The following is a 13,250-nucleotide window of genomic DNA, read 5'->3' on the forward strand; positions in this document are numbered from 1 at the left end:
GCAGGCTGCGGACGACGGGCACGGACGGTCGGGTGCGCGGGTCAGCGGATGTCGACCCGGGTCGCCTCCCGGAACAGCAGGCGGGCGTCGTCCCGGGTGAGCCACCGCTGCTCGACGAGCCGGTCGATGCTGGCGCGCACCGCCCGGATGTAGACGCCCTCGTCGCCGTACAGCGAGGTGAGCCGTGCGGTGTCGAACGGGCGCTCGTACCCGGCGATGAAGCAGAACGACTCGCCGGTCGCGCTGCCGAACCACGTGCTCGTGGGCACCTCCAGGTACGGCGAGCGGAGGCCGCCCTGGACGTTCCCGAACCTGTCCAGCACCGGGGCGCCGTTCTCGACGAGGATCGGCGCGGCGCGCGGGGGCGCGATCCCCTCACGGACCCACAGGTCGAGGTTGCGCAGGGCGGCGTCGAAGAAGATCGCGCTCGGGAACCGGCTGCGCGGTCCCTCGGTGCAGCTCATCGGAGGGACGGGGCGGCCGGCCCGGACGATGTCCTCCGGCTTGGCGGAGTAGTACAGCTCGTCCGGCGTCGCGTGCCCGGCGCCGGCCATCTCGTAGTGGCGGAACAGGTCACCGGGCGCGTCGCTGTCCGGGCGCCGGGACCCGATGCCGATCAGGTAGTCCGACTGCGACATGATCCGGATCACCGGGACGCCGACGTCGGAGAGCTGCCGGCGCGGGTCGGCCGGCGGCGGGGCCGGCTCGCACTGGTTCATCGGGACCGCCCCGACGAACGCGCCCCCGGCGACGGCGACCAGGTAGGCGTCGTAGACCGGCTCGCCGTCGGACTCGACCACGAGGGGGTGCACCGCGTTGATGTAGTTGACCAGGTAGCCGCCGGTCTGGGAGTAGCCGAACCCGTACGCGTGCTCGACCTGGCTCTCCGTGGACCGGTACCGCAGCGGGTTGGACGCGACGTCGCTCCGCAGCCACGTCCCGACCTGGCTGTAGACGTCCCAGATCAGGCCGTTCTCCGTGGTGCGCGAGCTGTCCCCGGCGATGGTCGTCTGGATCGTGGAGCAGTTGGCCGGGTCGTCCAGCGGCAGCGGGTTCGCGAACGACAGTGCTGCGTAGCGTGCCGGGTCGAACCGCTTCAGCGCCTCGACGGCGGTCGGCTTGGCCGTGATGCCGACCCACGCGTCGCCGTTGTCGATGATCTGGCGGTGCGCGAGCGCCCACCCGATGTTGAGGTCCATCAGGTTGGACGGGTTGAGCATCTCCACGACGACGTTGCCGCTGAACCGCTGACCCTTCTCGGGGCGGCGCACCAGGACGCGGGTCGTGTAGGGCGCGTCGGGCGTGCGCACGACCGCGGGTCCGTCGGCCGGCCACGTGTACACGTTCGCGGTCCCGCTGACGAGGAACTCCTCCTCGACGTAGTGCTCGCGGGCCAGGTCCTGGGGGACGAGCTGATGGTCCGCCGCCCCGAAGGGGTGGGACTCCTCGGTCACCACGAGCGGTCCGATGACCTGCGGTACCGGCGTCGGGCCGTCGGCGGCGGTCGCCGGGGTCCCGGTCACCACCGCCCCGACCAGGGCGCAGCACAGCGCCATCGATGCGCCCAGCGCACGTCGCACTCTTGTCACGAGCTCCTCCTCGTCCGACTGCGATCCGGACGCGGCGGCGTTGCCGTACCCGGTGGTCGACCCCCTGCGTCCTCCCGGGCGGCTGTCGCAGAGGCCCGGGAGGGCTCGGACCACCGGTCCGGGCGTCCGGCGTCGTCGCCGTCCGCCCCGCGGGGCCGAGCCCCATGCTTCTCACCGCGAGCACGGGCAGGCAAGCATCGTGCACGGACGTGCACGCGGACCGGCGGCACGGCCGACGGCGGTGCCCGGCGGACGGCGCGGTCAGCGGACGGTGCGGTCAGCGGGCGGCGCTGCTCGCGCGGCCCACGTCCGCGCCCCCCGACGTGGTGCGGTCGTCGCCGTGGCCGCCGTACCAGTCCAGGCACAGCACGGTGGCGTCGTCGCTGAGCGCGTGGCCGACGGCGTCCAGCACGCTGTCGGCGAGCGCGGTCACCAGCTCGCGGGGGTGCAGCGTCTGCGACGTGCGGATGGCGGCGGGCAGGTCGGCGCCCGCCGCGCCGCGCTCGAGCATGCCGTCGGTGACGAGCAGGACCCGGTCGCCCGGCTGGAGCGGGACGACGGCGGACTGGTACACCGAGTCGGGGAACATCCCGAAGGGGAGGTTGGGCGGCAGGTGCAGCGCCTGGACGTTGGCACCGCGGGCCAGGAACGGAGCGACGTGGCCCGCGTTGACCAGGTGCAGCGCACCGGTGCGCAGGTCCAGCCGACCCACCAGACCGGTGACGAAGTCGTCCAGACCGTGCGTCCGGCCGTGCTCGGCGACGGCGACGTTGGCCTCCACGGCCTGCTGGGTCAGCGACAGGCCGCGGCGCCGGGACCCGCGCAGCGCACCCACGCACAGCGTCGCGGTGAGCGCGGCACCGACCCCGTGGCCCATGGCGTCGGTCATGGACAGGTGCAGGGTGTCGCGCGCGACGCTGTAGTCGAAGGTGTCCCCGGCGATGTCCGCGGCCGGCTCGAGCCACCCCGCGAGCGTGAACGACCCCGCCTCGCACGTGCGCGAGCCCGGGAGCAGCCGCTGCTGGATCTCGGCGGACAGGCTGAGCGGTCGGGTGCGGTGGCCCCACTCGAACAGGTCCGTGTGGCGGTGGTTCGCGATGAGGACGAACGCCAGCACGTGCGCCAGGGCGCGGATCTCCTCGGCGTCCGCGGGGTCGGGCTCGCGCGGGAGCCGCAGCTCGAGCACGCCGAGGACCTCCCCGCGCTCGGTGACCGGCGCCAGCACCGTCCAGCCGTCCCGCCCCGCCGCGGCATCCGGGGGCAGGGTCTCGGGCCGCTGACTGCGCACGACCCGCTCCATCGGCCCACCGTCCAGCGGCACCGTGCGGGCGGACTCGCCGCCCGCGGTCCGCTGCCCGGCGGTCGGCGTCCGGGTGCCGTGCCCGGAGCCACCGGGGACCAGAGGGACGTACGCGAGCCGGACGAGCTGCCGGCCCGACATGTCCAGGACGAGCAGGGAGACCGCGGTCGCCTCGAGGCGCCGTCCGACCTCCTGGGTGACCGCACGCACGGCGTCCACGGGGGCCGCCGACTCGGCGGCGTCCAGCAGGCGGCTGAGCGGTTCGGCGTGGAGCACAGGCCGGATCATAGGCGCGCCCCCGGGTGCTGCGCCGGGTCCGGCCGTCAGCCTCCGACGTAGGCGGCGAGGTGCTGCCCGGTGAGCGTCGACCGGCCCGCGACCAGGTCGGCGGGGGTGCCCTCGAAGACGACCCGTCCGCCGTCGTGCCCGGCGCCCGGGCCCAGGTCGATGATCCAGTCCGCGTGCGCCATGACCGCCTGGTGGTGCTCGACGACGATCACGGACTTGCCGGACTCCACCAGCCGGTCGAGCAGGCCCAGCAGCTGCTCGACGTCGGCGAGGTGCAGCCCGGCGGTCGGCTCGTCGAGGACGTAGACCCCGCCCTTCTCGCCCATGTGGGTGGCGAGCTTGAGCCGCTGGCGCTCGCCGCCGGACAGCGTGGTCAGCGGCTGACCCAGGCTCACGTAGCCGAGCCCGACGTCCGCGAGCCGGACCAGGACGGCGTGCGCGGCAGGCGTGCGCGCCTCCCCGGCACCGAAGAACCGCTCGGCCTCGGTCACCGACATCGCGAGGACCTCGCTGATGTCCTTGCCGCCGAGGTGGTACTCGAGCACCGCGGCCTGGAAACGCTTGCCCTCGCACTCCTCGCACCGGGTGGCCACGCCGGCCATCATCGCCAGGTCCGTGTAGATGACGCCGGCACCGTTGCAGGTCGGGCACGCGCCCTCGGAGTTGGCGCTGAACAGCGCCGGCTTGACACCGTTGGCCTTGGCGAACGCCTTGCGGATGGGCTCCAGCAGCCCGGTGTAGGTCGCCGGGTTGCTGCGCCGGGAGCCGCGGATCGCGCCCTGGTCGACGGACACGACTCCGGCGCCGGCCGGGATGGACCCGTGCACGAGCGAGCTCTTGCCGGAGCCGGCGACCCCCGTGACGACCACGAGCACCCCGAGCGGGACGTCGACGTCGACGTCGCGCAGGTTGTGCGCCGTCGCACCGCGGATCGGCAGCGTGCCGGTGGGTGTCCGCACCGTGGGCCTGATCCGCGCCCGGTCGCCCAGGTGGCGGCCGGTGACGGTCCCGCTCGCCCGCAGCTCCTCGACCGTCCCCTCGAAGCAGACGGTCCCGCCGGCGGTCCCGGCGCCGGGACCGAGGTCGACGACGTGGTCGGCGATGGCGATCGTCTCGGGCTTGTGCTCGACGACGAGCACGGTGTTGCCCTTGTCCCGCAGGCGCAGCAGCAGGCCGTTCATCCGCTGGATGTCGTGCGGGTGCAGCCCGACGGTGGGCTCGTCGAAGACGTAGGTGACGTCGGTGAGCGAGGAGCCCAGGTGCCGGATCATCTTGGTGCGCTGCGCCTCCCCACCCGACAGCGTGCCGGACGGCCGGTCGAGCGAGAGGTAGCCGAGGCCGATCTCGACGAAGGAGTCCAGGGTGCCCTGCAGGGTCTGCAGCAGCGGCGCGACGGACGGCTCGTGCAGCGTGCGCACCCACCCGGCCAGGTCGCTGATCTGCATCGCGCACACGTCGGCGATGCTGGCGCCGCCGATCTTCGACGACCGGGCCACCTCGTTCAGCCGGGTGCCGCCGCAGTCGGGGCAGGTGGTGAAGGTGACCGCCCGCTCCACGAACGCACGGATGTGCGGCTGGAGCGCGTCGACGTCCTTGGACAGGATCGACTTCTGCAGCTTGGGGATCAGCCCCTCGTAGGTGAGGTTGATCCCCTCGATCTTCACCTTGGTCGGCTCCTTGTGGAGCAGGTCGTGGAGCTCCTTCTTCGTGAAGCGGTTGATCGGCTTGTCCGGGTCGAAGAAGCCGACGCCGGAGAAGATCCGGCCGTACCAGCCGTCCATGGTGTAGCCGGGGATCGTCAGCGCGCCCCCGTTGAGCGACTTGGTGTCGTCGTAGAGCTGGGTCAGGTCGATGTCGTTCACGGAGCCGCGACCCTCGCACCGCGGGCACATCCCCCCGGTGATGCTGAACTCGCGGCGCTCCTTGACCGTCTGCCCCGCCCGCTCGAGCGTGACCGCGCCGGCGCCGCTGATCGAGGCGACGTTGAACGAGAACGCCTGCGACGAGCCGATGTGCGGCTGCCCGAGGCGGCTGAAGAGGATCCGCAGCATGGCGTTGGCATCGGTGGCGGTGCCCACCGTGGAGCGCGGGTCGGCGCCCATGCGCTGCTGGTCGACGATGATCGCCGTCGTCAGACCGTCCAGGACGTCGACGTCGGGCCGCGCCTGGGTCGGCATGAACCCCTGCACGAAGGCGCTGTAGGTCTCGTTGATCATCCGCTGGGACTCCGCGGCGATCGTGTTGAAGACCAGCGAGCTCTTGCCGGACCCGGAGACGCCGGTGAACACGGTCAGCCGGCGCTTCGGGAGCTCGACGGTGACGTCCCGCAGGTTGTTCTCGCGCGCGCCGTGCACGCGGATCCGGTCGTGGCTGTCCGCGACGTGCACGGTCGTGGGCTGCGTGTCGGTGGTCGTGCCCATGTCCCTCGGGTCTCCCTCGGTGCTGCCGGTGCGGTCCTGCGTGGCCCCGCTCTGGTCTACCCGATCCGGGAGGTCGTTGGGGGCCGGTCGGCCGGATCCGCGCCGCCGGAGAGGCGCGGACCCGGGCCGGACCGTCAGGACGGGACCCGCTGGGCGAAGCGGAGCACGTTGCCGTCCGGGTCGACGACCTCCATGGTCGGCCCGCCCGGGGCGTCCAGGTCGATGCCGGGCCGCAGCGGGACGTCGGTGCGGGCGCGCAGCTCGGCCTGCAGCCCGTGGACGTCGACGACGGGGACCCACACGACCGTGGGCCCGCTGCCGTCCCCGTGGTGCTCGGAGAGGTGGAGCACCAGGGCCGAGCGCGACACCTGCACGTACAGCGGGAGGCCGGGCTCGAACCGGTGCTCCCAGTCGAGCGTGAAGCCCAGGTACGAGACGTAGAACGGCACGGCCACGGCGGCCGACCTGACCCGCAGGACGGGCACGCCCGGTCCGGCGGTGGGGCCGGCGGCGGGAACGTCAGGGGCTGCGGCGTCCGACGCCAGTGCGACGAACGTGTTCCAGTCCCGCACGCCGTGCAGGTGGGCGACCAGCTCCAGCGCCCGGGCGTGGCCGACCGGGACGCCGGTGGCGCCCAGGTCCTGGCGCAGGCGCCGGGCCTGAGCCTTGGCGGTCGTCGTCGACGGGATCATGGGGCGACCTTCCTCGCGCGGCGTCAGTCGGCCGTGGGTGCTCGCGTTGCCGGCGGCGCCGCGCTCGGAGTGCTCGGCCGGTGGTCAGCGACGGTCGTCGGTGCCTTCACCTGATCCCGGAGGACGCGAGCGGCGGGCGGCACCGTGCCCAGGGCCGATGCTAGCGACCACGCCGCCGGCGCAGGGGCCCCGACGGACACCCTCTCGATCGCCGGCGCGACGAGCGTCAGGATGGGCCGATGGAGCAGAGCGTCACGGTCGACGTCGGGGCACCGCCCGAGCGTGTCTGGGAGGTGCTGACCGACGTGGAGCACTGGTCGCAGTGGACGTCCACCGTGACCTCGGTGCGCCTGCTCGACGACGGCCCGCTGCGCGTCGGCAGCCGGGCGCGGATCAGCCAACCGCGTCTCCCCGAGAGCGAGTACGTGGTCACGGAGCTGGACCCCGGGCGCTCGTTCACCTGGGTCGCCACCGCACCCGGGGTCCGCACGACGGCCCGCCACGACGCCCAGGTGCTGCCCGAGGGCGGGACGCGCGTGCGTCTGTCGGTGTCGCAGTCGGGCCGGCTCGGGTCGGTCATGGGGCGGTTCTACCGGGGGCTGACCGACCGCTACCTCGCGGCCGAGGCCGCCGGCCTCCGGGCCCGGTGCGAGGGTGCGAGGTGAGCGGACGGCGCCCGGCTCGCGCACCCGGCCGGCCGGCGCGGATATCGTTCGGCACGCGGAGATCCGTTCGCGCGCGGGCCCGACCGTCCCGCCGGGGTCGGCAGGACCTGCGCACCACGACTCGACCCTGACGTGTGGGTGGAGAACCTCGACGAGAGTGGACGATGGCGAACACCCACGTGCCCCAGCCGCGGGCCAGGCCCGGCGCCGAGGCGCCCGGAGCCCCGGCGACCATGCACATCGGTGTCGTGGCCGAGCGGACCGGCATGTCGTTGCGGACCCTGCGCCACTACGACGAGGTCGGACTGCTGACGCCGTCCGCCCGGACCGAGGGCGGGTTCCGCCTCTACACCACCGCCGACGTCGAGCGGCTGCTGCTCATCCGGAGGATGAAGCCCCTGGGCTTCACCCTGGAGGAGATGGCCGACCTCCTGGACGCCGCCGACGTCCTCCAGACCGACCGCGACCACGACCAGGCGAGGGACCGGCTCGCCGCCTACCTGCGCTCCGCCGAGGAGCGCCGCGACAAGCTTGCCCGCACCCTCGACATGGCGGACGAGTTCATCGCCCTGCTGCGGGCCACCTGACCGGGCTCAGCCCCGAGCCTCCAGCTCGACCCGCGTCGTGCCGTCGCTCTCGGTGCTGACCGAGACGGTGCCGCTGGTCGCGGCGGCCGGGTAGGCGAAGTCCGAGGTGCTGCGGAACTGGTTGATCTCGACGGGCTCGAAGGTCAGGTGGCCGAACGCGGCCTGGGCCGCCGCCATGGCTTGCGCCACGTCCTGACCGGGCACCGACCACGCGACCATCACCGCCGGTGCGTGGGTGTCGACGAGCGTGAGCCGGGCGAACCTGACCTCCCAGGTGTCCGGCTCGGCGCCCTGGGTCAGCCGGGACACCAGGCCGCGAACCCGCTCCTCGGGCAGCGCGGGCCGCCTGCCGTCGCGGCGCGGCAGGTGCTGGACGTGCACCAGGCTGCCGCCCTGCGGTTCGGCCATGACGTCCACGGAGTCGGCCGAGTCGCCGGGCGTGTGCAGCACGACCGACACCGCCCGTCGCCCGTCGTCCTCGCCCTCGACCACGTCCAGCACCGTCGAACCCCGCGGAGGGCCTGCGACCTGCTGGGCGACCAGGTCGTCGACGGCCGCGGGCGTCGTCACCGTCAGGTCGGCCTCGATCCCGTCGAGCTCCTCGCCGCCGTCGGCCGAGAACTGCAGGCCGATGCTCAGCGAGCGCCACGTCCCGTCGGCCGGCAGCGTGAACCCGTCGAGCTGGCCCGCCCACCCGACGAGCTCGGCCGTTCCCCAGGCCGCCGCAGCGGCGCCGGTCGGCAGGAGCGCGTCGCCCTGCGGGGAGGTCGGCTCGGGCGACGCGGGCGGCCCCGGGTCGTCGGCGAAGGTGGGCGCAGGCGGGATGACGATCGGCTCCCGGACGGCGGGGGTGGACCCCGCGCCGGCGACCTGCGGTCGCGCGGGCTCGGCCGTCGCCGGGACGGTCCCGCCCGCCCCGCTGCACGCGGCGAGGAGGACGACGAGCGAGGCCGCGGCGGTCCTCGAGCCGACCCGGGCGACGGTCCGCCATGCCGATGGTGCACCCCGGACCTCCGCGCCGTCGGCGGAGAGCCCGGTCGAGGCCGCGTCGTGCACGCCGGAGCGCGGCTGGTGCGGGTTCACGCCCACGACCGTAGGCGGCGGCCGGTCGGCGCAGGTGTGCGGTGCCGGAGAACCGCCCGATCGGCGCAAGGGCCTCGCGGGCGCCTCGCTACAGGCCCGGGGGCAGGCTCGCGAGGTAGTCCTCGACCCAGATGGTGCCCTGGGGTGTCAGGGTCGAGTAGTCGTCCTCGGTGACCCGGTTGTCGTCGGCCCAGTGCCAGGCGAAGACGTACGCGCCGCCGTGCCCGTCGGCGACGGCGTCCTCCCCGAGGTAGGACAGGTAGTCGCTCATCCAGGAGTCCGTGCCGCCCTGCGGGCCGTTGTGGAACCCGTGCTCGGTACCGACGATCGGGATCTCGTCCATGTTCGCGAACACCGGGTCCGTGGACGACGCGGAGAAGTCCGTGTCGTCGTTGCCGTAGCGGTGGTTCGCCACGACGAGGTTGGACTCGTCGGTCCCCGTCAGGGTGGCGTCGAGCGCGATGAGCTGGCGGATCTCCTTCATGGGCACCTCCCACGACCAGCCGGGGGTGTCGATCTGCAGGACGCCCTCGTAGCCGAGGGTGCCCCGGTAGTGGCGGATGACCGCCTCCGTCGTGTCGCGCCACTCGGCGGTGCTGACGTCGTTGGGTTCGTTGAACGGCTCCCAGATGACGCCGGGGTTGGCTGCGCCGACCTTGTCCATGAGGTCGTCCATGACGACCTGGTGCTCCTCCCAGTCGGCCGGCCAGTCCTCGCCGGCGAACAGGGACTCCCAGTTGCAGAACGACACCGTGAGCCCGCGGGCGTTCGCGTCGGCGGCGAGGGTGGCGAGCTTCGTGGTGTACCCGTCCAGCCCGCCGTGCCGGTCGTGGACGTCCGAGCGGGGCGAGACGGGGATGCGGACCGCGTTCATCCCGAGCGCTTCCATGCGGTCGAAGATCGTCGCCCGCGCCTCGTACTGCTCGTCACCCTCGGCGTCGGCGTAGTCGTCGGAGTACGGCCACACGTACAGGGTGGCGCCCTTCGCGACCCACCTCTCGCCGCCCTTCGTGACGAGGTTGCCGTCGACGACCAGCGGGTCGGCGGTCCGCCACGCGACGAGGGCGTACACGGACCCCGCCAGGAGCAGGAGGAGCGCGAGGATCAGCGCGGTGGTCCGGCCGGGCCTTCGGGACGGCGCGTCGCCGCCCCGCTCGCTCGGGGCAGGAAGGACGGCTTCGTCGGGCATCGAGGTCATCGGTCGAGGTCGCCGGCCGACGGGTCCTCGGCGCAGGCGGTGACGCCGCCGACCACCTGGTGGGGTGCGGCGTCGATCTCGCCTTCGGGCTCGAGGATCATGTGGTGCTCCGTGGTCGTGGGCGGGTCCGGGCGTGCTCCGTGGTCGCGGTGGGGTGCCCGGCCAGGCGTGGGTGTCGCTGTGCCGTCCTGTCCGTGCGGGTGCGGGTGACGCTTCCCCGGCCGATGCCGTGGAGCCGCTCGCTGGACCCGCCACGGCACGACAGGGGCTCGGGCGCTCGCCCCGTGCTCAGGGCACGCCGTCGCGAGCCGCCAACTCTACCTCAACGTCAGTGTTGGTCCCGATGCTGCGGCCGCAGGTGCTCGGCGAGCCGCAGCGCGAGGGCGACGACCGTGAGGGTGGGGTTGGCGGAGCCGACGGTGGGGAACACCGAGGCCCCCGCGACGTAGAGGTTCGCCATGCCGTGCACCCGGCAGTCGACGTCCACGACGCCGTCACGGGCGGAGGCCGCCATGCGCGTCGTCCCCATCTGGTGCGCGCCGCCGTAGATCCGCGGAGGCAGCGAGCCCTCCAGCAGAGAGTCCACCCGTGCGCCGAGGGTTGCGCCGAGGTAGGGCGTGATGAGCTGCTGGGAGCGGACGAGCGACTGCCAGTCCGGGTCGGTGAGCTGCCAGTCGAGCTCGGCCGTCGGGACGCCGAAGCTGTCGCGCTGGTCGGTCAGCCGGACCTGGCTCCGCCAGTGGGGGACCTGCTCGGACATCGCCCACACGTTCATCGCGCGGGGGACGGTGCGGCGTCGCGGCGCCGCACGCCCGGGGTCGGGGGCGAGCGCTTGCTGGCCGGCCCGGCGGATCGCACCGGGCAGCGCCGCGGCGACGTGCGCGATTTGCGCACGGGACAGCGACGGCGCGCGCCGGGACGCGAGGGACCCGCGCACGCTGCGCAGCGCACCCATCGTGTCCAGGTCCAGCCCCCCGTCGCCGGTGGTCACGACCGGACTGGTGACCGGGCGCCGTCGCAGGTAGAAGGCGGTGCTCAGCAGCCCCTCGCGCTCCACCACCTGCGGTGGCAGGGCGCGCATGCGCATCACCGGGACGCCGTCGCGCAGGTGGACGTCCCACAGGGCGCGGTCACGGACGAGGCGCTGGTCGCGTGGACGCAGCAGGGCGGACTCGACGTGCGGGTGCTCCATGAACCAGCGACCCACGTGGCCGGAGGCGTTCCCGATCCCCGCCGTGTGCCGCGAGCGTGCGGAGAGCAGCAGCCGGGCGTTCTCCACGGCGCCGCCCGCCAGGACGAACTCGGCCGCCTCGACGGTGAAGGTCCCGCCCAGCGTCGCGCACGTCAGGGAGGACACCGTGCCCAGGTCACGGTCCGTGCGGATGTCGGTGACGACCGAGCCGGTCACGACACGTCCGGTGGACGAGGCCTCCAGTGCGCGCGGGAGCCGCTCGGTGAACACCGCAGCCGGCCCCATGCCGAACAGGCGCTCCTCACCGGCGCTCGCACCGGGTGCGGCACCGGGTGCGCCGGCCGGCGTGCCGTCCGCCTCGCCCGACGTGGAGAGCCCGGTCGCGCCGTCACGCACCGGGGGGAGGTCGAACAGAGCCCACGCCGCCTCGTACCAGGCGTCGAGGTCGGGTCGGGTCAGCGGCCAGGCGGTCTCGCGGACGCCCGGTCGCGGGAGGAAGTCCTGGGCGTCCATCTCGCGCAGGCGCAGGTGCAGGCCCTCGACCGGCGTCGGCAGGTTCCACAGCAGGGCCCCGCCGCCGACGCCGCGGCCGCGCTGGTTCGGCAGGTCGTAGCGCATCCCGACGTTGCGCACCGTCTCGAGCCGCTCACGCGGGATCGCGGGGTCCGCGGCCTCCAGGACGACGACGTCGACGCCGCGGCCTGCGAGCCGGGTGGCCAGGGCCAGTCCGGCAGGGCCGGCGCCCACGACGCACACCCGCGCGCGCAGCACCTGCCCGACGAGCTCGTGACCGGCTTGGGCATGCACGTTCGTCGACCTCCTCCTCGATCGCCGGGCGAAGGCTCCGGCCGGCCCGTCGTGGACGGGCCCACGGCGGTGCGGTCGCGGCGTGCCCGCGACCCAGCACCCCTGGGTAGCAGCACAGGTCCGGACGACCAAATCCCACTCGGCCGATCAGGGGACGCCCCGCGGTGCGGATCACCCGGCGGCCCGGTGCGGACCGCTCTCAGGACCGCAGGGCAGAGGTCCCGCTGGTCACCTCGACCGGGGTCGCCGCCGCGGGTGCCGAGCCCGGCTGCTCCTGCGCTCGCGGCAGTCGGAGCCACGTGACGACGGAGAGCATGAGCAGAGCCCCCAGCATCTCCAGGCCCTCCTCCAGCGCGACGACGCCGGCGTACCGCATCGTCCCCTCGAGGCCCTGCGTGAACATCCACGACCCGACCATCTCCATGCCGACGGCGCCGCCGAGGTAGAGCACCCCGGCGAGGACCACGAGGCGGCCGGCGACCCGCGGCAGCCCGCGGACCCATCGCAGGCACAGCGCAGCGACGACGGCGGCCAGGGGGACGAAGAGCACCACCCAGGAGAAGAAGAGCGCGCCGCCGAGGTCGAGCGCCGTGCGCAGCGGGTAGATGGTCTGCTCGTGCAGCGCCGTGGCCTCGTCCACGCTGAGGTAGACGAACAACCCGGCGAGCAGCCGCTCCTGCCGGGCCCAGCGGCGCCGGTGCGTCGTCCTGTCGACGTCCGCGAGGAGCCACAGCGCCTGCGCGACCAGCACCAGCAGCACGCTGGAGGTCCAGGCCGGCAGACCCATCTCCTTGTTGAGGGCGAGGAACTGGATCGCGGGGTCGCGGCCCGGGAAGTCGCCCATGGTGGCCTGCAGGGCGTTGACCGCGAGGTGTGCCACGAGGAGCGCGGCGATCAGGGCGAGGCAGAGCGGCGTCCACCGGCCGGGGAGAACCGCGGGGGCCCACCAGGCGACCGGGGCCTCGGAGAGGGGCGTCGCCGGAGGGCTGGGTCGGCGGTCGCGCCGCCGGACCGGCTCCGCACCGCGGGCCTCGGTCACGAGGCGCTCCGGATCGGTGCGGGGCGGTCGTCGCTGCGCGCACCCACCGACCGGACATCGGCGCACAGCACCGGGCTCACGGCCACCAGGTCTCCTCACAGCAGAACTCTCGACGTGGCCCGTGCCCCGCGGGGCGGGATCGTATCCCGGCGCTGCGAGGGGGAGGAAGCGCGGACCACGACGGCGACCACGAACGGCCTAGGCCCCGGGCCACCACGGAGCCCGGGCCACCACGGACGAACGAAGGGCCCGTGACCTGCAGGTCTGCAGGTCACGGGCCCTTCGACCGGCGGAGGATGGGGGATTCGAACCCCCGAGGGCTCTCACCCAACACGCTTTCCAAGCGTGCGCCATAGGCCACTAGGCGAATCCTCCCGGCCGGACGAGGAT

At 73.8% G+C, this 13,250-nt stretch carries 10 protein-coding genes and 1 tRNA gene; 2 read left to right on the plus strand and 9 right to left on the minus strand.

The features are described 5' to 3' along the window. Positions 1-41: 41 nt before the first annotated feature. The 4 genes from CAE01nite_RS01985 to CAE01nite_RS02000 all read right to left on the minus strand — a co-directional run bounded on the left by CAE01nite_RS01985 (position 42) and on the right by CAE01nite_RS02000 (position 6,289). The gene (locus tag CAE01nite_RS01985) at positions 42-1,589 is read right to left on the minus strand and encodes an alpha/beta hydrolase domain-containing protein (protein WP_146899115.1); all 1,548 of its coding nucleotides are present in this window, start codon (positions 1,587-1,589) and stop codon (positions 42-44) included. Between the two features lie 277 nt (positions 1,590-1,866). Continuing rightward, positions 1,867-3,165: a PP2C family protein-serine/threonine phosphatase gene (locus tag CAE01nite_RS01990; protein WP_222595790.1), complete on the minus strand. Its 1,299-nt coding sequence runs from the start codon at positions 3,163-3,165 to the stop codon at positions 1,867-1,869. 47 nt (positions 3,166-3,212) lie between these two features. Further along, positions 3,213-5,597, minus strand: a complete 2,385-nt coding sequence (locus CAE01nite_RS01995) for an ATP-binding cassette domain-containing protein (protein WP_146899121.1) — start codon at positions 5,595-5,597, stop codon at positions 3,213-3,215. A gap of 134 nt (positions 5,598-5,731) precedes the next feature. Continuing rightward, positions 5,732-6,289, minus strand: a complete 558-nt coding sequence (locus CAE01nite_RS02000) for a glyoxalase superfamily protein (protein ID WP_186816377.1) — start codon at positions 6,287-6,289, stop codon at positions 5,732-5,734. A 239-nt stretch (positions 6,290-6,528) separates the two neighbouring features. On the opposite strand from CAE01nite_RS02000, the gene CAE01nite_RS02010 reads away from it, so the two are divergent. Further along, complete coding sequence (locus CAE01nite_RS02010) at positions 6,529-6,954, plus strand: SRPBCC family protein (protein WP_146899124.1); 426 nt, start codon at positions 6,529-6,531, stop codon at positions 6,952-6,954. A 233-nt stretch (positions 6,955-7,187) separates the two neighbouring features. Then, complete coding sequence (locus CAE01nite_RS02015) at positions 7,188-7,541, plus strand: MerR family transcriptional regulator (protein ID WP_246130972.1); 354 nt, start codon at positions 7,188-7,190, stop codon at positions 7,539-7,541. A 6-nt stretch (positions 7,542-7,547) separates the two neighbouring features. On the opposite strand, the gene CAE01nite_RS02020 is transcribed toward CAE01nite_RS02015, so the two are convergent. The 5 genes from CAE01nite_RS02020 to CAE01nite_RS02040 all read right to left on the minus strand — a co-directional run bounded on the left by CAE01nite_RS02020 (position 7,548) and on the right by CAE01nite_RS02040 (position 13,235). Continuing rightward, positions 7,548-8,624, minus strand: coding sequence for a hypothetical protein (locus tag CAE01nite_RS02020; RefSeq protein ID WP_146899130.1), 1,077 nt, complete (start codon positions 8,622-8,624; stop codon positions 7,548-7,550). A gap of 88 nt (positions 8,625-8,712) precedes the next feature. Continuing rightward, entirely contained in the window at positions 8,713-9,813 is a 1,101-nt protein-coding gene (locus CAE01nite_RS02025; protein ID WP_186816378.1) for a cellulase family glycosylhydrolase, read from the minus strand. A gap of 337 nt (positions 9,814-10,150) precedes the next feature. Then, positions 10,151-11,821 (minus strand): FAD-dependent oxidoreductase, encoded by a 1,671-nt coding sequence (locus tag CAE01nite_RS02030; protein WP_186816379.1) that lies wholly within the window; start codon positions 11,819-11,821, stop codon positions 10,151-10,153. Between the two features lie 199 nt (positions 11,822-12,020). Continuing rightward, the gene (locus tag CAE01nite_RS02035) at positions 12,021-12,860 is read right to left on the minus strand and encodes a DUF8692 domain-containing protein (protein WP_146899138.1); all 840 of its coding nucleotides are present in this window, start codon (positions 12,858-12,860) and stop codon (positions 12,021-12,023) included. Between the two features lie 290 nt (positions 12,861-13,150). Next, positions 13,151-13,235: transfer RNA gene (locus CAE01nite_RS02040), tRNA-Ser, on the minus strand. Between the last annotated feature and the right edge of the window lie 15 nt (positions 13,236-13,250).

The organism is Cellulomonas aerilata (assembly GCF_007991755.1).
Taxonomy (GTDB): domain Bacteria; phylum Actinomycetota; class Actinomycetes; order Actinomycetales; family Cellulomonadaceae; genus Pengzhenrongella; species Pengzhenrongella aerilata.